Below are 22,368 nucleotides of genomic sequence, written 5' to 3' on the forward strand. Positions count from 1 at the left end.
CGCGGGGGGGGGGGCGGGGGGGGGGGGGCCCCGCCCCCCCGGGGGGGGGGGCGCCCCCGGGGGGGGCCCCCCCCCCTCGCCGTTCGCGTGTCCTGTGGTGTGCGGCACAGGGCGCAACACGCCGAAGGCGGACCATCCGTGGGATGGTCCGCCTTCGACTTATGTGGAGCTAAGGAGAATTGAACTCCTGACCTCCTGCATGCCATGCAGGCGCTCTACCAACTGAGCTATAGCCCCGTGCCGCCACGCGGTGGGACCGCGTGTTCTGCGTTCCGCCCGGTTTCCCCGGCGGCGACGCCAACATTACACGGTCCCTGGGGTGCGGTACCAAATCGTTTCCCGCTCTGTCCCGGTCGGCGCGGTATTGTCCGCCTTCGTGCCCGTGATCGCGTTCTCCGCAGCCCTCCGCCGGACGCCGGTCGCCGCGGGGGTGTGCCTGCTGTCGTTCACGGTGTTCTGGGCCGCGCAGCGGGCCGCGCGCGTGTCGATGATCGACCTGATGGTCTACCGGGCCGAGGGCGCCGCCGTGCGCGCCGGCGGTGACCTGTACGCGCTGCGGGCGACGGCCGCGCACCTGCCGGCCACCTACCCGCCGTTCGCGGCCCTGCTGTTCACGCCGCTGCCCCTGCTGGACACGGCGGTCCTGCGCGCGCTGGCGACGGCCGGCAACCTCGCACTGCTGCTGGCGTTCGTACGACTCTCGCTGGAACTCGTCGGCCACGCGCGCATGGAGACCGTCTGGTGGGTCGCGGCGCCGGCCGTGTGGTGCGAGCCGGTGTGGACGACCCTGCGCTACGGCCAGGTCAACCTGCTGCTGGCGGTCCTGGTGCTGTGGGACCTGACCCGCCGCCCCGCCGGCGGGTACGACCGATGGAGCGGACTGGGTCTGGGGCTGGCCGCGGCGGTCAAGCTGACGCCGGCGCTGTTCCCGGTGTTCCTGCTCGCCACGGGCGTCACGGCCCGCCTGCGGGGCGGCGTCGGGGCGCCGTGGCTGCGGCACGCGCGCGGGGCGGCCGTGTCGTTCGCCGGGGCGACCCTGCTGGCGGCGGCCGTCCTGCCGTACGACTCCTGGCGGTTCTGGACGGACACGGTGTTGCGGGCCGGCCGGGCCGGCCACGCCGAGGACACCGCCAACCAGGCCCTGCGCGGCGTTCTGGCGCGTTTCCTGCACACACCCGACCCGGGAGCGCTCTGGGCGGCCTGCGCGGCCCTGACGGCCGTCGTGGGCCTCACGCTGGCCGCGCGGGCGGAGTTGCGGGGCCAGCGGGCCCGGGCGGTGTGCGGCTGCGCGGTCACCGCCCTGCTGATCAGCCCGGTGTCCTGGACCCACCACTGGGTGTGGTGCGTGCCCGTGGTGCTGTTCCTGTGGACGCGCGGACACCGGGCGGCGGCGCTGGGCGCGCTGCTGGTCTTCTGCTCGTACGCCCCCTGGTGGGTGCCCCACGGCACCGGCCGCCCGGAACTGCGTCTCACGGGGGCCGAATTGGCGCTTTCGGCCCTCTACGGAGGGGCCGGTGCGCTCTTCCTCGCACTGCCCCGGACATCGTCGCCGAGGACCGGGTCCGGTGCGGTCCGCGTCACGCCGTGACGAACTGGTAGAACCTCTTGAGCGTGCAGTGCTCCTCCAGGAGCCGGCCGTAGATCGGCTCGCCCTCCAGCTCCCGGTAGGTCTCGATCGGGTCGCCTTTTATGATCAGCGCCCGCGCGCACTCCTCGCACCAGTACTGGTAGTCGGGATTGATCGGCTCCATGTCCCGGACGATCGGTGTCCCGCTCCCGCACCAGTCGCACTTTCGCCTGTGTGCCCCCATCGATCAGCTCCAGCTGTGGCCGCAGGCCGTGCACACGTAGGAGATCCCGCCGTTGTCACCGAGGACCTGCGCCACGTGCGCGGAACCGCAGGAAGGGCAGCTGAGCCGGGTGGTCGTGTCCCGTATCAACGCGGCACCGAGGAGGTGGCCCACCTCCTCGAGGATGCTCGCAGGCATCGCTACTCCCTCCCGTCGGGCAGCGCCCCCTTCCGGCCGTTTGATTCTGCCACGGCCGGACCAATACGGTCAGCGACGCCTCAGTACCGGTCCTGACACGGCGCCCACGCCGCCGTTGCCGGCCGGTGCGCCGGCGCACACGGAGAACGCCTCCGCGGAGCTATACGACAGCGGACCTCCGGAAGACTCAAGCCGTTCGGGAACAGTGTGCCGAATGCCGCCACACCCATCATCCGGCCGAGCGGGGTGACCGTCGCCGGCGGGCGCGGGCCGCACGGTCGCCGGCGCTCCGGCGCGTGTCGGGCTGAAGGCGAGCTCCGGCCCGGCGACGTGGAGGCCGAGGGAATCGTCCGGCGCTGAAGGCGGTGGAGGCGTCCGCCGCCGGACGCAGAGCGGACCGGACGCAGAGGATCCCGCCCCCTGAGGGGACGGGATCCTCATCACCGATCTTTGACAACTCGACGGAGTGTCGACCTGTGGAGCTAAGGAGAATTGAACTCCTGACCTCCTGCATGCCATGCAGGCGCTCTACCAACTGAGCTATAGCCCCTCGCGTTCTTCCCGCTCGGCGGGGCGAACAAGAAGAACTTTAGCCTGTGACCAGCCGGAAAGTGAAATCCGGGGTCGGGGCTTCCGGGACGGTCAGTCGTCGTCGCCGAGGACCGGCTCCGGGAGGGTGCCCGCATTGTGCTCCAGCAGGCGCCAGCCGCGGGCGCCCTCGCCCAGCACGGACCAGCAGCAGTTGGAGAGGCCGCCGAGACTCTCCCAGTGCCCGGCCTCCAGGCCGAGGAGGCGGCCGATGGTGGTGCGGATGGTGCCGCCGTGGCTGACGACGACGAGGGTGCCGTCCTCCGGCAGCTTCTCGGCGTGCCGCAGCACGACGGGCGCGGCCCGGTCGGCGACCTCGGACTCCAGCTCGCCGCCACCGCGGCGCACCGCCTCGCCGCGCTTCCAGGCGGCATACTCCTCGCCGTGGCGGGCGATGATCTCCTGGTGCGTCAGCCCCTGCCAGACGCCCGCGTAGGTCTCGCGCAGGCCCTCCTCGCGGATGACGTCGAGGCCCGTGAGGGCGGCCAGCTCGGCGGCCGTGTACGCGGCCCGCCGGAGATCCGAGGAGATGATCGCGTCGGGGCGCAGGGAGGCGAGCAGCCGGGCGGCTCGGCGGGCCTGGTCGACGCCGGTCTCGGTCAGCTCCACGTCGGTCGATCCCTGGAAACGGCGCTCCACGTTCCAGGAGGTCTGGCCGTGCCGCCACAGGATGATGCGGCGGCCCCGGTCCCTGCGGTCGGTCACCTCACCGGTGGCGCTCACGACCAGTCCCCGCCCGGTTCCTGGTCGGCCTCGGCGGCCCGCTCGCGGGCGTGCTCCTCGCCCTTGCCGCGGGTGGCTCTGGCGTCGTCGGGCAGCTCCAGCTCGGGGCAGTCCTTCCACAGCCTCTCCAGGGCGTAGAAGACCCGCTCCTCGCTGTGCTGGACGTGGACGACGATGTCGACGTAGTCGAGCAGCACCCAGCGGGCCTCACGGTCGCCCTCGCGGCGGACCGGCTTGGCGCCGAGTTCCTTCGACAGGCGCTCCTCGATCTCGTCGACGATGGCCTTGACCTGGCGGTCGTTCGGCGCGGATGCCAGCAGGAAGGCGTCCGTGATCGACAGCACGTCGCTGACGTCGTAGGCGATGACGTCGTGGGCGAGCTTGTCGGCCGCCGCCTGGGCGGCGGTGTTGATGAGGTGAACAGAACGGTCTGTGGCGGTCACTACTTGGCTTTCCGTCGGCGGACTTTTGACTTCAAGGGTCTCACGGACCGCCGGGGGCACCCCACGTGATGACGGACTCACGCAGGGTGCCCCGGCCGGGCGGGCCGAGCGGCGGCTCGCCGTCAGGAGGCGGACGGCCGGTAGTCGCCGCCGAGGACCACCGAGACGTCGGCGCCGGAGGAGACGGTGCCCCGGGTGACGGAGCCGGCGGGCAGCCCGAGGGTCTTGGCGACCTCGGTGGCGTCCGCCCTGCGGGCGGTGTCGGCGTAGACCACCTTCGAGGTGACCTGGGTACCGGAGGCACCGCCGCCCTCCAGGAACGTGAAGCCGCCGTTCAGGAGCACGACGCGGGCCTTGTCGGCGGCGTCCTTCGCTCCGGTGGCGTTCTGCACGGAGACCCGGACCGCGGAGCCCGCGCCGGGACTCTTCGCGGTGCCGCCGAGGATGTCCTTCACCACGCTGTCGCTGGTCTGCGCGCTGAGTGTGCCGTCCGTCCGCACGGGCAGCAGCGTGGTTCTGTAGGCGCCGCTCTTGGCGAGGTCGGCGAGCCGGGCGAGGAAGGCGCCGAGGTCCTTGTCGGTGAGCGGCGGGTCCAGGATCTGCGCGAGGGTCTGCACGGTGGTGGTGGCCGCGGACGGGTCGGAGGACATCTTGCGCAGCACGCCCTGCATGACCTGCCCGAACCGTTGCAGCTGAGCGTTCTGGGACTCGTCGGCCGCGCGGTAGGTGGCGTAGGCCACGGCCGCCTTGCCGCCGAGGGTCTGCTCGTGGCCCCGGTGGACGAGCGGGGCGGTGCCCTTCTTCCCGGCGTCCGGGTCGGGCACGTCGGTGTCGGTGTCGATCTCGATGTTGCCGACGAGTTCGACGAGGTTCTGTAGGTAAGGGGTGTCCAGGCGCCAGCTGCCCTGGATGCTGGTGCCAAGAACGGTGTCGAGCTGGTCCCGGGTGCCGGAGGCGCCGTCGCCGTCCACGGACTTGGCGAGGGTCGTGGTGGAGCCGTCGTCGCCGGTCAGTGCGAGGGCGTTGGGCAGCAGGACGGTGGTGCCCTGCCTGGTGGTGGTGTTGTCGACCAGCAGCGCGGTGGAGGTGCCGCCCTTGCCGGTGTTGTGCAGGTGGACGACGATCACGTCGCGTTTCTGGGCGGCGACGGGTGTGGCGCTGCCGGTTCCGCCGCCGGAGGAGGACAGGCCGGGCAGGTCTCCGGCGTACCAGAGGTAGCCGGCGCCGCCGGTCAGGACGAGGGCGAGGACGACGAGGAGGGTGATGATCCGTCCGCGTGCGCGGCGGCGGGCCTCCTCGCGGCGCTCGGTGCGGTTCTCCGTGAACTTCAGCCAGTCGATGACGTCCTCGGGGTCACCGTCCGGGTCCTCGGCCAAGGGGAACGGGTCGGTGTGGTGGTCCCGTTCGCCGGGGGCCGGCTCGTCCTCCGGCGCGGAACGCGTGTCCTCGGCGGGACCGGCCTGCTGCGGGATGTAGGCGGTGTGCTCGGCGGCCCGGGGCTGCTGTCCGCTGCTCGCCGCCTGCCCGTAGGGGTCGTGGCCCGGGGCGGCCTGGGGGCCGGGGGCGTACGGGTCGTAGGGGTCGTGCGGGGCGTACGGGGCCTGGGTGCCGTAGGGCTGCTCGTACGCGGACGGCTGGTGGCCGGCGTCGTGGGACGGCTGCCGGCCGGTGGCGTAGGGGTCGTGGCCGTAGCCCTGCTGCTGGGTGTACGGGTCGTAGGCCGCCTGCGGAGCCTGCTGTGCCGGGACCTGCCGGTACATGGGCCGGCCGTACTCGTCGTAGCCGACGAGTTCGTACGGGCCCGCGCCGTAGGCCGCGTCCCCCGCGTCGTATCGGTCGTTCACCGGTGCCCCTCTCGGCTCACTCGCCGCGGTACAGCTCGCGCTTGTCGATGTAGCGCACCACTCCGTCCGGCACCATGTACCAGATGGGGTCCCCCTTGGCGACCCTCCCACGGCAGTCCGTGGAGGAGATGGCGAGCGCCGGCACCTCGACGAGCGAGACACCGCCCTCCGGCAGGCCGGGGTTGCTCAGCTGGTGGCCGGGGCGGGTCACGCCGATGAAGTGCGCGAGGGAGAACAGCTCCTCGGAGTCGCGCCAGGTCAGCAGCTGCGCGAGGGCGTCGGCGCCGGTGATGAAGAAGAGGTCGGTGTCGGGGTTGAGGGCGCGCAGGTCCCGCAGGGTGTCCACGGTGTAGGTGGGGCCGCCGCGGTCGATGTCGATGCGGCTGACGGAGAACTGGGGGTTCTCGGCGGTCGCGATGACCGTCATCAGGTAGCGGTCCTCGGCCGGGGAGACGTCGCGGTGGGACTTCTGCCACGGCTGGCCGGTGGGGACGAACACCACCTCGTCCAGCTGGAACCGCGCGGCGACCTCGCTGGCCGCCACGAGGTGCCCGTGGTGGATCGGGTCGAAGGTTCCGCCCATGACGCCCAGGCGCCGCCTGCCCGTGTGGGCGGGGCCGTTGCCCGGTCCGTGCTGCGGGTGCTTCACCGTGTCGCGGGCCGACTCGTGCGCCGGACCGGTAGGCATGTCCTGCTCTCCCATGCGTGCAGACCCTACCGGCCCGGCCTGCGGCGTCCGGCCGGGGACGGCGTCCCCGCTCAGCGGTCGCGGTTGAAGCGGGTGGTGATCCACAGCAGGAGGAGCAGGACGATCAGGGCGCCGCCGCCGGTGAGGGCCGGGTTCAGGCTGTTGTGGTTTCCGCCGTGCTCCTCGCCCTCGGCGGCGAGGGTGACCAACTGGGCTGCGGCGCTGTGGAAGCTCATCTTCGGCAGGACCTATCGCGTGTGGGCGGAATAAAGATGTCGGCTCATCGTAAGCGGGCGGTCCCGCGCCGATCACGCCGACTCCGCTGTCGGGACGGCCGGGCTCCGGCGGCCCACCCGGGGCGGACGACAGGGGCGGAGCCGGGTGCTGCGGGGCGCGGCGGGGTGGCGGGAACTTTCGCCGGTGATCAGTCGTCCTTGCGCTTGTAGCCGCGCAGCAGGAACCAGGCGGTCAGTGCGCAGCCGATGACCATCACGACCAGGACGACGCGGAGCAGGTTTCCGGTCCCGTGCTGCTGGACGGCGACGGCGGCGGCCTCGGTCAGCCGGGCGGCCGCGGGGTGGTGCTCCATGGGCGGACTCCTTCGGTGTACTGCCCGTCCACGGTATCTGCGCCTAGGCTGGGCCCCGCCTCGGGGGCACCACAGCGGGCACTCACACGCACATGGGGGAAGACATGTCCGACGACGGCCACCAGCGCACGGGGACCGAGCGCGTGCCGAGCAGGCAGCGCAGGCGCTTCCCGGGGATCTCCTCGCGTGCGTACGAGCATCCGGCCGACCGTTCGGCTCTGGTCGCGCTGCGCAAGCTGACCGGGTTCGACGCCGTGTTCAAGGCGCTCAGCGGACTGCTGCCGGAGCGGAGCCTGCGGCTGCTGTTCCTGTCCGACTCGGTGCGCGTCTCCGAGCGGCAGTTCGCGCACCTGCACGACATGCTGCGGGACGCCTGCTACATCCTGGACCTGGAGAAGGTCCCCCCGATGTACGTCACGCAGGACCCGCAACCGAGCGCGATGTGCATCGGCCTGGACGAGCCGGTCATCGTGGTCTCCACGGGGCTCGTGGAGCTGCTCGACGAGGAGGAGATGCGGGCGGTCGTCGGGCACGAGGTGGGACACGCGCTGTCCGGACACTCGGTGTACCGCACGATCCTGCTGTTCCTGACGTCCCTCGCGCTGAAGGTCGCCTGGGTCCCGCTGGGCAGCATGGCGATCATGGCGATCGTCACGGCGCTGCGGGAGTGGTTCCGCAAGTCGGAGCTGTCCGCGGACCGGGCCGGTCTGCTGGTGGGCCAGGACGTGCGGGCGTCGATGCGGGGTCTGATGAAGATCGCGGGCGGCAACCATCTGCACGAGATGAACGTGGACGCGTTCCTGGAGCAGGCCGAGGAGTACGACTCGGGGGGCGATCTGCGGGACTCCGTGCTGAAGATCCTCAACGTGCTGCCCCGCTCGCACCCGTTCACCACCGTGCGGGCCGCCGAGCTGAAGAAGTGGGCCGAGTCCCGGGACCACCAGCGGATCATGGACGGCCACTACCCGCGGCGCGACGAGGACAAGGACACCTCCGTCGGCGACTCCTTCCGTGAGTCGGCGGCCAGCTACGCCGGCGACGTGAAGGACTCCAAGGATCCGCTGATGAAGCTGGTCACGGACCTCGCGGGCGGCGCGGGCGACCTGGGCGGCCGGGTCCGGCGGGGCTTCGACGGCTTTCGCAGCCCGCCGTCCGCCAAGGGGGACGCCGCGAGCGGCGACCGGGAGGAGTAGGGCGGCTCCCCGCTCACACCGCCGGCTGGGCGCCGGAGGACAGGGTTCCGCACAGCACGGCCGGGCGGTCCGTCGCGTAGGGGTCGGTGCCCGTGGGGCCGCCGGAGCGGGCGGTCTGGCCGGCGAGGAGGGGGCGGAGGTAGGCCGTGGAGTCCTCGGCGCAGGCGAGGGGGCCCGCCTGGACGTAGGACGCCGTCAGCTGGACCTGGTGGGTGCGCAGGTCGGTGCGGTCGAAGCGGAAGGTCAGCTCGCGGCGGACCGTGAACAGGGAGACGGGGGCGCCGGCGGCGGAACCGGCGGGACGCAGGGCGTAGACGAAGGTGTGGTCGGCGGTGACCTCCAGCGTCGCCGGGTCGGTCTCGGAGGCCTCCAGACTGCCCTGGACGCGGATCCGGTGGTCGGCCAGCCGGGCCCGGGCCGGGTCGAGACGGACCACCCAGCCGGTGGGGGCGTGCCGGCCGTCCGCGGTGGGCCGGTCGAAGCTCCGGTCGAACTGGTCGAGCTGGTCGGGGTCGAGCAGGACGCGGGCGGGACTCACCTCGCGGCCGGTCAGCACCTCGGGGTAGAGCGAGGAGCGGACGAGGTAGTCCTTGGCGGTGGTGAGCGCGGCCACCACCTGGCTGCCGGAGAAGTGGGCCGTGGCCCGGGAGGCGGGCAGCGGTATGCCCTCGGCACCGGTGTCGAAGTGGGCGGCGGGGCTGCGCGCGTACATCCTCTCCGGGTCGGCGGCGCCGGGCACCCTGCCCTGCGGTGCCAGCGGGACGACCGTCATCCGCAGGGGCTCCGGGGACCGCCGGGCCTGCGGGGAGCCGGCGGAGTGGCGGACGCCCAGGTAGACCGCGGTGCCGAAGGCGACGGCGATCAGTACGACGAGGACCAGGACCTGCCGGGTGAGCCCGCGGTGCAGGGGCGGGCGGCGGCGTACGGCGGGGGCGTGGTCGGCCATCCGCTCCGCGGCGGAGGACTCCTGGAGGCGAGCAGCCCGGACGAACGACTCGTCGAACACGACGGATCGGTATTCGTCCTCGGCGCCGGAGGGACCGCCCTCGGGTGTGCCCTCCGGGGGGTCTCCACGCCCGCCCATACCTTCAGGGTAGGTCTCGTGGGGCGCCGGTAAACGCCCTGCTACGGGACAAGTTCTGACAGGTTCTCACCAAGGGCGGGCGGGCCTTCAGGGGGAGCGCGGGACGGCCGGGGCCGCCGGCCGGGAGACGCCGGCGGGAACGGAGGGGGCGGCGGCGCTGCCCTGTTCCCGGCCGGTGGATGCGGGGGCGGGCACCCGGTCCCGGGTGCCCGGGGAGCTGCCCCGGTAGACGGCGGCGAAGGCGAGGGCGATCATGCCGATGCCCATCACGACGGCGAGGATCCAGGCCACCGGGCGGTGCCAGCGGACTTGCTTGCCGAAGGGGCCGTAGGGGCCGTGGTGGCCGCCGAGGACGTAGGTGCCGTCCAGTTCGCCGTCGTCCGGATCTTGGCCGGATCCGGTGCCCTCGGGGCCGTAGCCGTCGCCGCGGGATTCGCCCCGGGGATGCGTGCGGCGGGCGTCGGCCTCGGATGCCTCGGCTCTGGCCCGGGCGGCGGCCAGGAGGCGTTCGACGGCGGTCGGCTCGTGGACCGTGGCCGCCCGCACGAAGGCCTCGTCGAGGACCACGGAGGCGAACTCTTCGTCCGACACCCCGTGGTCGTGGTCGTCGTCGGGCTCCCAGCCGTCAGGGAACGGCGTGCCCCCCACGTCCTCCGGCACGGATCCAGAGTAGACCTGGGGGGTCGGTTTGGGCAGACGGTACGGAGTTCCGTCTGCCCGGCGAGACACCTTTCCGGACACCCGGGCCCTCCCGGGCGTACGGCGGCACGGCGACGGTCAGCGGCGTACGTGCCCGTCACCGGTGACGATGTACTTCGTGCTGGTCAGCTCCGGCAGGCCCATCGGACCGCGGGCGTGCAGCTTCTGGGTGGAGATGCCGATCTCGGCGCCGAAGCCGAACTGGCCGCCGTCGGTGAAGCGGGTGGAGGCGTTCACGGCGACGGTGGTGGAGTCGACCAGCTGGGTGAAGCGGCGCGCGGCCTGCTGGGAGGTGGTGACGATGGCCTCGGTGTGGCCGGAGGTCCACAGCCGGATGTGCTCGACGGCCTTGTCGAGGGAGTCGACGACGGCGGCGGCGATGTCGTGGGACAGGTACTCGGTCTCCCAGTCCTCCGGGGTCGCCTCGACCACGGTGGCCCGGGAGTCCTTGGCATGTGCCATGACCCGCTCGTCGGCGTGGACGGTGACGCCGGCCTCGGCGAGGGCGTCCAGGGCGCGCGGCAGGAACTCGGCGGCGATGTCCTGGTGGACGAGGAGGGTCTCGGCGGCGTTGCAGACGCTGACCCGCTGGGCCTTGGAGTTGACGAGGATCTCGACGGCCGTGTCGATGTCGGCCTGGGCGTCGACGTAGACGTGGCAGTTGCCGGTACCGGTCTCGATCACGGGGACGGTGGACTCGTTGACCACGGTCCGGATCAGGGAGGCGCCGCCGCGCGGGATGAGGACGTCGACCAGGCCGCGGGCGCGCATCAGCTCGCGCACGGAGTCGCGGCTCTCCCCCGGCACCAGCTGGACGGCGTCGGCGGGCAGCCCGGCGCCGCCGACGGCGTCGCGGATCACCCGGACGAGGGCGGTGTTGGAGGCGTAGGCGGAGCCGGAACCGCGCAGCAGGACGGCGTTGCCGGACTTCAGGCAGAGGGCGGCGGCGTCGACGGTGACGTTCGGACGGGCCTCGTAGATGATGCCGACGACGCCGAGCGGGACGCGGACCTGGCGCAGGTCGATGCCGTTGGGGAGGGTGGAGCCGCGGACGACCTCGCCGACCGGGTCGGGCAGCTTCGCGACGTCACGGACGTCGGAGGCGATGGCGCGGATCCGCTGGGGGGTGAGCGTGAGCCGGTCGACGATGGCCTCGCTGGTGCCGGCCTCCCGGGCCCTGGCCACGTCCTCGGCGTTGGCCTCGACGATCTCGGTGGTCCGGACCTCCAGGGCGTCGGCGATGGCGAGCAGCGCGTCGTCCTTCACGGCACGCGGGAGCGGCGCGAGGTCGGCGGCGGCGGCCTTGGCCCGGTAGGCGGCCTGGGTGACCGGGGACATCGAGTCGTACGGCGAGAGCGTGGTCATGAGGGAAGGGTAGTGCGCGGGGCGCGGCCGTTCAGCGGCCGTCCCACACCCCGAGACACCGCAAAAGGGGTGAACCTCCACCGGCGCCTTTCCCCGGCCCGGTCCGCCGATCGCCCGTGCTCCGGCTCAGAACGGGTGCACGCCGACCGGGATCGCCGGCGCGGGGCCGTAGCCCTCGGCGATGCGGTGGTGGTAGGTCTCGCGGTCGATGACCTCCAGGCCGACGATCTCCCAGGCCGGCAGTCCGGCGCTCTGGCGGTGCTCGCCCCACAGGCGCAGCGCCACGGCGGCGGCGTCGTGCAGGTCGCGGGCCTCCTCCCAGTACCGGATCTCCGCGTGGTCGGTCGCGTATCTGCTGGTCAGCAGGAAGGGATGGTCGTGGGCGAGCTGTTCCAGGGCCCGCCGCAGCTCGGGCAGGGGGACTTTCCTGCCGGAGACGCTGAGCGTGACGTGCCACAGCCGGGGCAGGTCCGCGGGCTCCTCATACGTGTCCCCGGCCGCGACGCTCGTCAGAGCACCGCGGGACGCCGTCCCAGGGCGCGCTCGTCTCACGACCGCCTCCTTCACGCATGCCTCGCACGCCGTGCGTGTCCGCACGGCCCACAGGACCCCTTGCCGGAACGTGTACCTTCAACATGCCCCCGGGACAAAGTTGAGCAGGCCCCACGGCTCCGCGTGGGGGTTTTACGGAACGTCCCCCACCGGGGTCGGTCCGCGCGGTTCGCCGTCCGAGCGGTCTTGCGAGCGTCACGCGTGCAGGAGCACCAGGTCGTCCCTGTGTACGACCTCGCGTTCGTAGGCCGGGCCCAGCTCGCGCGCCAGCTCCCGGGTCGAACGCCCGAGCAGCCGGGGGATCTCCTTGGCGTCGAAGTTGACGAGGCCCCGGGCCACCGCGCGGCCCGTCGCGTCGCGCAGTTCCACGGGGTCGCCGGCGTTGAAATCGCCCTCCACGGCGGCGATCCCGGCGGGCAGCAGGGACGTGCGCCGCCGTACGACCGCGTCCACCGCCCCGTCGTCCAGGACCAGGGCACCTTGCGGGGTGGAGGCGTGCTGGAGCCAGAGGAGACGGTCGGCGGAGCGTTTGCCGGTGGGGTGGAAGTAGGTGCCGGTGTCGCCGCCGGCGAGGGCCTCGGCGGCGTGGACGGCGCTGGTCAGCACCACCGGGATGCCGGCGGCGGCGGCGATGCGGGCGGCCTCGACCTTGGTGACCATGCCGCCGGTGCCGACGCCGGCCCTGCCCGTGCTGCCGATCTCGACACCGGCGAGATCCTCCGGGCCCCTCACCTGCGCTATCCGGGAGGTGCCGGGCTTGCCGGGGTCGCCGTCGTAGACCCCGTCGACGTCGGACAGCAGGACCAGCAGGTCGGTGTGGACGAGGTGGGCGACGAGCGCGGCGAGGCGGTCGTTGTCGCCGAAGCGGATCTCGTCGGTGGCGACGGTGTCGTTCTCGTTGACGACCGGGACGGCGCCCATCGCGAGCAGCTTGTCGAGGGTGCGGGAGGCGTTGCGGTGGTGGGCTCGGCGGCTCATGTCGTCGATGGTGAGCAGGACCTGGCCCACGCGGACGCCGTAGCGGGCGAAGGAGGCGGTGTAGCGGGCGACGAGCAGGCCCTGGCCGACGCTGGCGGCGGCCTGCTGGCGGGCGAGGTCCTTGGGGCGGCGGCGCAAACCCAACGGCGCGAGGCCGGCGGCGATGGCGCCGGAGGAGACGAGGACGATCTCCTTCTCCCCACCGCCGCGCATCTTGGCGAGGACGTCGACGAGCGCGTCGACGCGGTCGGCGTCCAGGCCGCCCGCGGCGGTCGTCAGCGACGAGGAGCCCACCTTGACGACGATCCTGCGGGCCTCGCCCACGGCCTGCCTTGCCCTTGCCACGTGCTGTCTCCACTTCCTCGCGCGTGGCAGCAATCTACGCGAACGGGACCGCCGCGCAGGCGACGGTCCGGTGCGCGGACAGCGGACGACCCCCCGGCGGCTCCCGTGAGGACGCGGCGCGGGCCCGGCTCGGGACGGCGTCGCACGGGTCGGGCGGGCGCGCGGACGCGTCGCGGGTACCGCGCTCCGGGCCGGGCCGGGCCGTCAGGCCGCGGCCGTCCCGAAGCCCTTGCCCGGCAGCATCCGGCGGACCTTGCGCAGGACGCGGCGCGGGAAGGAGTTGGCGGCGGCCTCGCGGTAGCCCTCGAAGGCGCGTGCCTCGCGGGCGTCGGCGAGGTACATGTCGTCGGGGATGCCGGCCTTCGGGGACCGGAAGTGCGGGTAGACGAGGTAGAGGCGGGTGCCGCGCTTCTCCAGGACGGCGGCGGCCTGCTTCTTGGCCTTGACGAATCTGACGACGTCCAGCAGGAGATCGGCGCGCTGCATGGCGACCAGGTGCAGCCGCAGCCGCTCGTGGACCTTCAGGCGGCGGGCCACGCCGGGCGTCCAGTAGGCGTCCATCAGCGGCTTGGCCAGCTCGAACTTGTGCCGTCGTACCTCTTCGTCGTCGGTCAGGAACTTGGGGCCGAACTGAGGCAGCAGCGTGATGAGGAACGGCCGGACCATCAAGAGGTCACGTCTGTCGCCGGCCGGGACCATGTCGGCGATCAGCTTCATCAGGGCGCGCGCGGAGTCGAAGCGCAGCGCGTAGCCGCCGGTCTTGGTGACGTGCTTGCCGTCGTCGCGGCCGACCAGGTAGTAGCAGGTGTAGTCGGCGAGCACGGAGACGCCGTCCGCCCGCAGGTAGGCCTCCAGCGTGAACACGGCGTCCTCACCGGTCCACAGCGACTCGTCGAACCGCATGCCGTGCCGGTCCAGCAGGGCGCGGCGGAACAGCTTCTGCGCGCTCAGCGTGAACTTGATGTTGGAGGAGAAGACGTCGGTCCGGTCGAGCGTCTTGCCCCACATGGACTTCGGGGCGGTGCGGTTGACGCCCTCGACCCGGCCGAGGACGACGTCCGTGCCGTTCCGGTCGGCCATGGCGACCATGCGCTCCAGCGCCTCGGGGCCGAGCCGGTCGTCGGCGTCGAGGAAGAAGACGTAGCGTCCGCTCGCCTTGGCCAGGCCGACGTTGCGCGGACCGCTGGGGCCGCCGGAGTTCTCCTGGCGGATGACGGTGACCGGCATGGGCACGCGGGCCGCGAACTCCTCCAGGCACTCCCCCGTGCCGTCCGTCGAGCCGTCGTCGACCGCGATGACCTCGATCCGCCCCGGGTCGATGGTCTGCGCCTCGACGGATGCCAGGCACTCGACCAGGTACGGCATTGCTTCGTACGCCCCGATGATCACGCTCACATCAGGCTGCGTCACGACGGTCACACTTCCCCCTTGCCACCAGGATTTTCCCCCCGTATCTGCCTCAATCGCACTGTGTTAGACGGGCACCCAGGGGAAGCGGTTGCCTCACCCAGGGTGATGAGTGGTGTACCTCACAGGACCGTACGCGGGACGGCGGGAACGGCGCTCGGCCCCGGTGCGGAACCGGACACGACGAAGGCCCCCGAGGAGTGCTCCTCGGGGGCCTGGACCGTGCCGGGGCGGTCAGCCCGCGCTCACGCCGTCCGTGTCCCCGGCCGACGCGGCGCGCTGGCCCGGCAACGCGTTGGTCAGCTCGGCCGACTCGGCGGGGTCGGCGTTGGCCGCGCCGAGGCGGGACTCCTGGCCGACGTTGCGGGCCTCGGCCTTGAGGGCCAGGTCGCCGACCGCCGCGTTGAACTGGTCGATCGACTTCGGCTCGTCCGGGCCGAGCAGGTACCGCTTCAGCTCCGTGCGGGCGTCCGCGAGCGGGTCGGCGGACGGGTCGCGCACGGCGTCCAGCAGACCGCCCAGCCCGGCCGCGTCGTTGGCCAGGATGACGGCGGCGCGCACGGCCGTGTTCTGCCGCTTGAACTCCTCGGCGCCCAGCTCGCCGGAGTCGGTGACGGCATAGGGCTTGCCGCTCGCGATGAAGTCGGAGACCACGGAGGAAATGTCCGAGACCATCGCGTCGGAGACGTTGAAGCAGTCGTACAGACGCGGCTGGGCGCCCGTGATGACACGGTGCTCGTACGACGGGAAGGAGCGCCAGTAGGCGGTGTTCCACTCGGCGCGCAGCCGGGCGATCTCCTCGTGCCGGTGCACGTCCACGATGCCGTCGCGGGTGGCCACGGCCTCGTCGCCCTTGGTGCCGCCGGCGCCGGCCAGCTCGGCGAGCCGGGCCTCGATGCGGGTCAGTTCGGCCTTGGCCGCGGCCATGGCGTCGCTGTCGGCGGTGAACCGGGGGTCGGCGGCGCGCTCGGCGGCGGACTTCTCGACCAGGGCGGCGATGCGCTGGTGGGCGGCCTTGGCGTCCTTGCTGACGGTGCCGGTGAACGGGTGCGGCTTGTACAGGACGCGGACCGGCGGGTCGGCCGTCACCAGCCGGGTCACGATGTTCTCACCGGCCAGCACGATCGAGGTGTTGCCGGGGTTGCCGTCCCAGCCCTCCCAGGTGGGGGCGTAGAGCACGGTCGGGATGCGGTCCCCGGGCACGCCCTGCCAGGTCTGGATGGGCGCGAGCTGCGGGCGGCCGACCTCGACGATGTCGTCGTCGCGGACGCCGACGTCGGCGATGGCGTAGCGGTCGCGGCCGGCGCGGCCGGCGGTCCACACCTCGTCGTACACCTTGCTGTACGGGTTGACGCTGGCCAGCTTGTCGCTGTCGCCGTGACCGATGAAGACGTGCTTCATGGTGGGCACGCGCAGCAGGTGGATGTTCTTGCCGACGTTGGCCGCGTAGAGCGCGACGCGCACGGTGGACAGGTCCAGGTTCATCAGGTGCACCCCTCCGGGCACGCAGATGACGGGGACCGTGGTGGGCGCGAGGTTGTTCAGGATGGCGCGCTCACGCAGGATGATCAGCGGCCGGGTGTCCAGCTGCTCCATCGTCTCCAGCCACATGTTGACCTGGTAGACGGAGTCCCTGGAGCCGGAGAAGTACAGGACGGTCTCGGGCCGGTAGGCGGCCAGCCAGTCGTCGACGGCGGCGAGGACGACGTCGGCCTTCGGCGGGGTCTTCCGGCCGCGCACGAACGGCAGGAGGACGGCGACGTACCCGGTACCGAGGACGATGGTGAGACCGATACCGAAGAAGCCGAACCAGGCCGAGTCCGCCTGCGCGGCGACCAGGACGCCGGCGACCGCGAACAGGTCGAGGTGGAGCATCTTCTCCGCGGAGCGGTGCAGCAGGCGGCGCGGCGGGGCGTCCGGGATGCGGATGCGCGACTTCAGGTCGATGTTGCGGGTGGCGACCGGCATCCGGCGGCGGTTGCGGATGAGGGTGACCAGCGCGCCGTGCGGGGCCTGGAGCCCGTAGAACGCGATGAAGCAGGCGACCGCGCCGTAGAAGATCAGGTCGTCGGACAGGGACATCCGGGCCAGCAGCAGGACCAGCAGCAGCTGGCGGATCAGGAAGCGGATCGACAGCCCCGCCCGGACCTTGCTGAGGCGGTTGATCAGGTAGCTGCCCTTGCGGTGCAGATAGTGGTCCGCCAGGTACGTCACGGCGGCCAGGGCCGCGAAGGCGGGGACGCTCGGGACGAGCGCGGCCAGCATGAGCGCCGGGAAGCCCAGCATCACGAGGGCCGCCGCGGCCAGCTCGGCCGCGCTGCCCACCCGGGCGACGCGAATAGCGGTGGATATCACGGAGAACCTGCTCTGGGAGGGGGGAGTGCCGGTTTTGTTCTGAAATGCCGGGGGGTGCCGGTGATTTGTGCGGGGTACGGACACAGGCCTCTGCGAATACCCGGTGAACGGGCACCCACAGAGGCCTGAATTCCGAAAAGCTTAATTACCCTCGATTATTACACGCCGTCCTGACGGTCCAGCACCGAGGCGAGCGCCTGCTCGAAGCCGGAGGCCCGGGCGGCACCCGCGGTCGGGTCCTGCTGACGGACGTCGATGACGTGACCGGTCAGCTCCGACAGCAGCACGTCCAGGGAGGTGCGGGCCACCGCCTCGGAGGACAGCAGCGAGCCCGCGGGCTCCTGGCCGAAGGCCTTGGTGCGCATCGGGGTGGCGGTGCGCTCGGGGTTGATGCAGTTGACGCGGATGCCGTCGCCGGCCCACTCGTCGGACAGCGCCTGGGTGAGGTTCACCATGGCGGCCTTGGTGGAGGAGTAGAGGGAGTACTCGGCGCGGCCGCGGGTGTAGCTGCTGGAGGTGTAGAGCAGCAGCTGGCCCTTGGTCTCGGACAGGTACTTGTAGGCGGAGCGCGCGATCTGCACCGGGGCCAGGTAGTTGACCTTCAGCGCCTCCTCGATGGTGGCGTTGTCGGTCTCGGCGAGCTTGCCGATGCGCAGCACGCCCGCGGTGTTGACGACGTAGTCGATCCGGCCGGTCTCCCCGTAGGCCTTGGACAGCGCGTCGTCGACCTCCTCCGGATTCTCCACGTGGGTGCCGGTGGTGGAGCGGCCGAGCGCGTAGACGTGCGCGCCGTAGGACCCGGCGAGTTCGGCGATGTCCTTGCCGATGCCGTAGGAGCCGCCGAAGATGACGACCGTCTTGCCGGTCAGCAGCTCGCGGTAGGCCTCCTCGTCCTTCTGCTCGGGCGCGGCGGTGGAGGCGAGCTGGAACAGCTTGTCGGCGATGAAGACGTCGACCGGCTGGGTGACCTTCATGTTGTACTCGTCGCCCGCCACGACGTGGATCGGCACGTCGGGCAGGTACCTGAGGACCACCGAGCAGTCGTCCGTGGCCTGGAAGTTGGGGTCACCGGCGGCGACCTCGTAGGCGCGGCGGATCGTGGACAGCTTGAACGCCTGGGGCGTCTGGCCGCGGCGCAGCCGGGAACGGTCCGGGATCTCGGTGATGAACTCGCCGTCCCCGCCGTGGGTGCGCGTGACGATGATGGTGTCCGCGGACGGGATGGCGACGTCCACGGCCTGGTAGCGCTCCAGCGCGGCCACGCAGTCGTCGATGACGCGCTGCGAGAGCAGGGGGCGCACGGCGTCGTGGAAGAGGACGTTGCGGTCCTCGCCCTCGGCCAGGCCCTCACCGAGGGCGCTGATGGCGCGCTCGGTGGTCTCGTTCCGGGTCGAACCGCCCTCGATGACCTTCTTCACCTTGGTGAAGCCCGCCTTGGCGACGATCTTCTCGACGTCCGGCACGTAGCCCGGGGCCATCAGCACGATGATGTCGTCGATCGAGTCGGCGTTCTCGAAGGTGGTCAGGGTGTGCTCGATGACTGCCTTGCCGGCGATCTTCAGCAGCTGCTTGGGGATCGACAGACCCACCCGCTGACCGGTGCCACCGGCCAGGATCACTGCGGTGGTACGGGGCTTGGCTATGTGCTGGGACACAGGTGACCTACCTTGGGGCGACAGGGAACCGTGAAATGGTCCCACTTCGGGTAACCGCAGTGCAAGGTGAGTGACCTCCCCTGCATATGTGCGCGCCACCTGTCATTCACCTTGCGCCCCCGGTGATTGGCCGTGGGCGGTGTGAACCTCCGTGAATTTGCTGTGAGTAAGTCCACAGGGAAGCCGGGGAGAGGCCTTCGATGCCGCCGTGACCGCTGCGGGCAGCGGTGTCCGGATGCCCGCACGGCCTCGTCCCACGGCGCCCCGACGCGGTGTCCCGCTCCCCGCCCCGGCCGCCCGGCGGGGCGGCGGGGCGGCGGGGCGGCGGGGCGGCGGGGCGGCGGGGCGGCGGGGCGGCGGGATCTTCACATCCTGTGCCTGGAACCGCACACGGTCCGCGAATGCGGCACGGCGCCGCCCCGGACAAGACGGGAAATACAGCTCTTCGGGGAAGTTCATTGCCGCGGAATTCCAGCAGCGGAATCTGTGGCATTTCGGTCCCGGGGAGATTCCGGGCGGCCCGTGGGGCGACACGCCGGAGCCCGGGACACGGACGCGTCCCGGGCTCCGGCGGACCGGTGCCGGCTCACACGAGAGTGACGCCGGGCTCGTCCGACTCCACCCGGAGCCTGGCCAGGGTGCTCGCCGTCGCCTGCGGCTTCAGTACCGTGTCGACGACCCGGACCCGGGCGTCGATGCCGTCGCGGCGGATGTCGAAGAGGTGGTAGCCGCGGTGGGCGTCGATGAGCTTCCAGTGCGGGTTGTCCGCCTTCAGCGGGTCCCACTGCCGGTGGAAGGCGTCCTGGTCCTGGTCGCCGCTGCTGGAGATGGAGGTGCCGACGAACTCGGCGCCGACCACGTCGGAGTCCGGGTCGGCGTAGTCCGTCCTGAGGTCGCTGATCATCGTCAGGTGCCGGTCGCCGCTGAGCACGACCGGGTTGCGGATGTCGGCGAACTCCTCCAGCAGGGCGTTGCGTTCGACCTGGTAGCCGTCCCAGGCGTCGTAGTACCAGAGCTTGCCGTCGCCGGGCAGCAGGTCGGTCTCGGCCATCATGATCTGCGAGGCGACGAGGTTCCAGCGGGCCGGGGAGTCGTGCAGCCCGTCGAGCAGCCACTGCTTCTGCTCGGCGCCGAGCATGGTCTGCGACGGTGCCTGCGCGCCCTCCTGGGTGGTGGCCTGGTCGCTGCGGAACTGCCGGGTGTCCAGGAGGTTGAGCCGGGCGAGCCGGCCGAACTCCAGGCGGCGGTACATCTGGATGTGCGGGCCGTTCGGGACGGCCGTGGCGCGCACCGGCATGTGCTCGTAGTACGCCTGGAACGCCGCGGTGAGCCGGGCCACGAACGCGTCGTGCGGCTGCTTGTCGGGGTCCTGCGGGATCTCGCCGGCCCAGTCGTTGTCCACCTCGTGGTCGTCGAAGGTGACCACCCAGGGCACGCTCGCGTGCATGGCGGCCAGGTCGGGGTCGGTGCGGTACTGCGCGTACCGGTTGCGGTACTGCGTGAGGGTGTACGGCTCGCCCTTGCCCTCGTGCCGGCGGACGGCCGTGGCGGACGGCGCGGACTCGTAGATGTAGTCGCCGACGAAGAGCACGAAGTCGGGGTCCTGGGCGAGCATGTCGGCGTACGGCGTGAAATAGCCGTGCTGCCAGTTCTGGCAGGAGGCGAGGGCGACACGCAGCGAGCCGCCCCGCCGGCGCGGGTGGGGTGCGGTGCGGGTGCGGCCGGTGGGCGAGAGCTGGCCACCGGCCCGGAAGCGGTACCAGTACGAACGGTCCGGGCGCAGGCCGCGGACGTCCACGTGGACGCTGTGGCCGAGTTCGGGGCCGGCCTGGGCGGTGCCCCGGCGGACGGTTCTGCGGAACCGCTCGTCCTCGGCGATCTCCCACTCCACGGGGAAGACGGCGTCGGGCATGCCCCCGCCGCCCAGCGGGTCGGGCGCGAGTCTGGTCCACAGCACGATCCCGTCGGGCAGCGGATCGCCGGAGCCGACGCCGAGGGTGAACACCCCGTCGGGCAGCGGGGTGTCGGCGGCGCGGGCGGTGCCGGGCAGCCACAGCTGGGCGGAGGCCGCGGCGCCGAGGACGGCGGCCCCGGCGGTCAGAAAGCGGCGGCGGTCGGGCGATGGTGCGGTCATGCGCTGACTCCCTTTGCCACAGTGGCCTCGTGGACAGGTCGGTTCGGACATGCGGAAGCTCCCACGGCCGGACGGCCCGACTGCTGAACGAAGCCCATCGCGAGCATGACAAATGGGCAGACAACAGAAGACCCGTTGCGGCACGGGAAAACCCTCGCGCCACAACGGGTCTGACGGTAGGTCGGAATCCGCCCCGCCGCCTACGGTTCACGAACCGAAGCCGGCCCCCAGCTGCCCGCCCGCGGCCACCGTGCCGAGCGTGCCGCTCGCGAAGCTGAACGAACCGCTCGGCGTGATTCCCGTGGTGGTGCCGCGCAGCACCCACACCGCCCCCGCCTTGGCGTTCTCCCCCGGCGCGCCGACGGCCAGTTCGGCCCGGCCGTTGCCGTCCGCGTCCACCAGGCGCACGGCCGAGCCGAACGCGTCACCCTGCTCGCCGGTGCCGGGCACACCCGTGGTGTCCTGGCCGAACTCCTTCGCACCGCTGCCCGTCGGGCCCTTGGCGGTGCCGCGCAGGGTGATGACCCGTCCGCCCGTGGAGACACCGGGCGCGCCGACGGCGATGTCGGCGTAGTGGTCGCCGTCGATGTCCGCCACCGACAGGCCGGTGCCGAACCCGGATCCCGGCTTCGCGGTGCCGGGCACCCCGGCGGTGTCCAGGTTGACGAGCACCGCCTTCGCACCGTCGGGTCCCTTCGCCGTGCCCGGGACCCAGGCGATCCGGCCGCCCTTGGCGAGCGGGGTGTCCAGATCGCTGTCGGCGCCCTCGACGGCCCGGCCCACCACCAGGTCGGCGTAGCCGTCCCGGTTCACGTCGCCGACGGCGAGGTGCTCGCCGCCCTGGAACCTCGTGTCACCGGCGTCGTGCACCGTCGTGTACGGGGTGAGCCCGGCGTGCGTGCCCGTCCAGTACACGACACGGCGGGCGTCCCACTCGTCGCCGTCGTTCTCCGTGGCGGCGATGTCGGTGATGCCGTCGCCGTCGAGGTCACCGGCGGCCAGGTCGAGGACCCGGCTGTCGAACGGGTCGTTGACCAGCTGCCCGCCGTGCGTGGTGGCGCCGTCGCGGCCGAACGGCCCGTTCAGCACCCGCAGATCGTGGGCGTTCACCACGGTGACGACGTCCGGCGCGCCGTTGCCGTCCACGTCTCCGACGGTCAGGTGTCCGCGGTCGCCGAGCGCGGCGTACTCCGTCCCGCCGGCCAACGTCACTCCACCGGACAGCCCCCTGGCCCCGCCCCAGAGCACCACGACCGACCCGGCGTCGGTACCGGCCGACGTGTCCTCGCCGCCCGACCCGACGACCAGGTCGGCATACCCGTCCCGGTCGAGGTCGGCGGTGGCGACGGCGCTGCCGAACCGGTCACCGGTCTCCGCGCTGCCCGGCACCCCGGCGCTGTTCTGGCTGAGGACCTGCCGGGTGGAGGTCTTCAGGCCGCTCGCCGAACCGTAGACCACGGCGACGTAGCCGGCGCTCTTCCGGCCGCTCACGGTGGCCGAAGGCGCCGTGAGCGCGAGGTCGGCGTAGCCGTCGCCGTTGAAGTCGTCGTGCAGGTGCTTGCCGCTCGCGGCCGGTGCGGGGGCCGCGTGGGCGGGCACGGCGACAGCCGGGAGGGCGAGGGCACCGGCCGCGAGGGCGAGCGTGGTGGCGAGCGTCAGAGTGCGGCGGCGGGCGGGGCGGGGCTGGTCGGGCACGTCTGCTCCGGGAGTCGGGAGTCGGGGAGAAAGAGAAGTGCGA

At 72.2% G+C, this 22,368-nt stretch carries 20 protein-coding genes and 2 tRNA genes; 2 read left to right on the forward strand and 20 right to left on the reverse strand.

Features of this window, described 5'->3' with window-relative positions:
- Positions 1-164: 164 nt before the first annotated feature.
- Positions 165-237, reverse strand: a tRNA-Ala gene (locus ACF1BE_RS02950).
- 139 nt (positions 238-376) lie between these two features.
- Between ACF1BE_RS02950 and ACF1BE_RS02955 the strand changes: the two genes are divergently transcribed.
- On the forward strand, positions 377-1,588 hold the full coding sequence (locus ACF1BE_RS02955; protein WP_392197202.1) for a glycosyltransferase 87 family protein: 1,212 nt from the start codon (positions 377-379) through the stop codon (positions 1,586-1,588).
- On the opposite strand, the gene ACF1BE_RS02960 is transcribed toward ACF1BE_RS02955, so the two are convergent.
- From ACF1BE_RS02960 to ACF1BE_RS03000, 9 genes are all read right to left on the reverse strand, one after another.
- Positions 1,578-1,811, reverse strand: a complete 234-nt coding sequence (locus tag ACF1BE_RS02960) for a hypothetical protein (protein WP_030653820.1) — start codon at positions 1,809-1,811, stop codon at positions 1,578-1,580. The genes ACF1BE_RS02955 and ACF1BE_RS02960 overlap by 11 nt on opposite strands.
- Before the next feature lie 3 nt (positions 1,812-1,814).
- Positions 1,815-1,988, reverse strand: coding sequence for a hypothetical protein (locus ACF1BE_RS02965; protein ID WP_014672673.1), 174 nt, complete (start codon positions 1,986-1,988; stop codon positions 1,815-1,817).
- 477 nt (positions 1,989-2,465) lie between these two features.
- Positions 2,466-2,538 (reverse strand) — tRNA-Ala (locus ACF1BE_RS02970).
- 92 nt (positions 2,539-2,630) lie between these two features.
- The gene (locus tag ACF1BE_RS02975) at positions 2,631-3,305 is read right to left on the reverse strand and encodes a histidine phosphatase family protein (protein ID WP_392197400.1); all 675 of its coding nucleotides are present in this window, start codon (positions 3,303-3,305) and stop codon (positions 2,631-2,633) included.
- Entirely contained in the window at positions 3,296-3,742 is a 447-nt protein-coding gene (rsfS, locus tag ACF1BE_RS02980) for a ribosome silencing factor (protein ID WP_121788842.1), read from the reverse strand. Before rsfS ends, ACF1BE_RS02975 begins: the two co-directional genes overlap by 10 nt.
- Positions 3,743-3,864: 122 nt before the next feature.
- A complete protein-coding gene (locus ACF1BE_RS02985) occupies positions 3,865-5,586 on the reverse strand; it encodes a LytR C-terminal domain-containing protein (protein ID WP_392197203.1) in 1,722 nt (573 codons plus the stop codon).
- Positions 5,587-5,602: 16 nt separating this feature from the next.
- The gene (nadD, locus tag ACF1BE_RS02990) at positions 5,603-6,289 is read right to left on the reverse strand and encodes a nicotinate-nucleotide adenylyltransferase (RefSeq protein ID WP_392197204.1); all 687 of its coding nucleotides are present in this window, start codon (positions 6,287-6,289) and stop codon (positions 5,603-5,605) included.
- Between the two features lie 56 nt (positions 6,290-6,345).
- Positions 6,346-6,510, reverse strand: a complete 165-nt coding sequence (locus ACF1BE_RS02995; protein WP_373909548.1) for a hypothetical protein — start codon at positions 6,508-6,510, stop codon at positions 6,346-6,348.
- 188 nt (positions 6,511-6,698) lie between these two features.
- Positions 6,699-6,863, reverse strand: a complete 165-nt coding sequence (locus tag ACF1BE_RS03000) for a hypothetical protein (RefSeq protein WP_392197205.1) — start codon at positions 6,861-6,863, stop codon at positions 6,699-6,701.
- Positions 6,864-6,967: 104 nt separating this feature from the next.
- On the opposite strand from ACF1BE_RS03000, the gene ACF1BE_RS03005 reads away from it, so the two are divergent.
- Positions 6,968-8,056, forward strand: a complete 1,089-nt coding sequence (locus tag ACF1BE_RS03005) for a M48 family metallopeptidase (protein WP_392197206.1) — start codon at positions 6,968-6,970, stop codon at positions 8,054-8,056.
- A gap of 13 nt (positions 8,057-8,069) precedes the next feature.
- Here the strand turns inward: ACF1BE_RS03005 and ACF1BE_RS03010 are convergent, their stop codons facing one another.
- The 10 genes from ACF1BE_RS03010 to ACF1BE_RS03055 all read right to left on the reverse strand — a co-directional run bounded on the left by ACF1BE_RS03010 (position 8,070) and on the right by ACF1BE_RS03055 (position 22,325).
- Positions 8,070-9,140 carry a hypothetical protein gene (locus ACF1BE_RS03010; RefSeq protein WP_392197207.1) on the reverse strand — a complete coding sequence of 357 codons (1,071 nt, stop codon included), beginning with the start codon at positions 9,138-9,140 and terminating at the stop codon, positions 8,070-8,072.
- Positions 9,141-9,227: 87 nt separating this feature from the next.
- Positions 9,228-9,800: a hypothetical protein gene (locus ACF1BE_RS03015; protein WP_392197208.1), complete on the reverse strand. Its 573-nt coding sequence runs from the start codon at positions 9,798-9,800 to the stop codon at positions 9,228-9,230.
- Positions 9,801-9,917: 117 nt separating this feature from the next.
- A complete protein-coding gene (locus ACF1BE_RS03020) occupies positions 9,918-11,204 on the reverse strand; it encodes a glutamate-5-semialdehyde dehydrogenase (protein WP_392197209.1) in 1,287 nt (428 codons plus the stop codon).
- Positions 11,205-11,330: 126 nt separating this feature from the next.
- Positions 11,331-11,756 (reverse strand): hypothetical protein, encoded by a 426-nt coding sequence (locus ACF1BE_RS03025; protein WP_392197210.1) that lies wholly within the window; start codon positions 11,754-11,756, stop codon positions 11,331-11,333.
- 195 nt (positions 11,757-11,951) lie between these two features.
- The gene (gene proB, locus ACF1BE_RS03030; protein ID WP_392197401.1) at positions 11,952-13,058 is read right to left on the reverse strand and encodes a glutamate 5-kinase; all 1,107 of its coding nucleotides are present in this window, start codon (positions 13,056-13,058) and stop codon (positions 11,952-11,954) included.
- Positions 13,059-13,283: 225 nt separating this feature from the next.
- Complete coding sequence (locus ACF1BE_RS03035) at positions 13,284-14,444, reverse strand: glycosyltransferase family 2 protein (protein ID WP_392197402.1); 1,161 nt, start codon at positions 14,442-14,444, stop codon at positions 13,284-13,286.
- Positions 14,445-14,720: 276 nt separating this feature from the next.
- On the reverse strand, positions 14,721-16,811 hold the full coding sequence (locus ACF1BE_RS03040; RefSeq protein ID WP_392197403.1) for a hypothetical protein: 2,091 nt from the start codon (positions 16,809-16,811) through the stop codon (positions 14,721-14,723).
- A 188-nt stretch (positions 16,812-16,999) separates the two neighbouring features.
- On the reverse strand, positions 17,000-18,496 hold the full coding sequence (locus ACF1BE_RS03045; RefSeq protein ID WP_392197211.1) for a D-ribitol-5-phosphate cytidylyltransferase: 1,497 nt from the start codon (positions 18,494-18,496) through the stop codon (positions 17,000-17,002).
- 586 nt (positions 18,497-19,082) lie between these two features.
- Positions 19,083-20,630, reverse strand: a complete 1,548-nt coding sequence (locus ACF1BE_RS03050) for an alkaline phosphatase D family protein (RefSeq protein WP_392197212.1) — start codon at positions 20,628-20,630, stop codon at positions 19,083-19,085.
- A 207-nt stretch (positions 20,631-20,837) separates the two neighbouring features.
- Positions 20,838-22,325, reverse strand: coding sequence for an FG-GAP-like repeat-containing protein (locus ACF1BE_RS03055; protein WP_392197213.1), 1,488 nt, complete (start codon positions 22,323-22,325; stop codon positions 20,838-20,840).
- Between the last annotated feature and the right edge of the window lie 43 nt (positions 22,326-22,368).

Origin of the sequence: Streptomyces sp. NPDC014991, assembly GCF_043080665.1 — a bacterium.
In the GTDB taxonomy this organism is placed as follows: Bacteria; Actinomycetota; Actinomycetes; order Streptomycetales; family Streptomycetaceae; genus Streptomyces.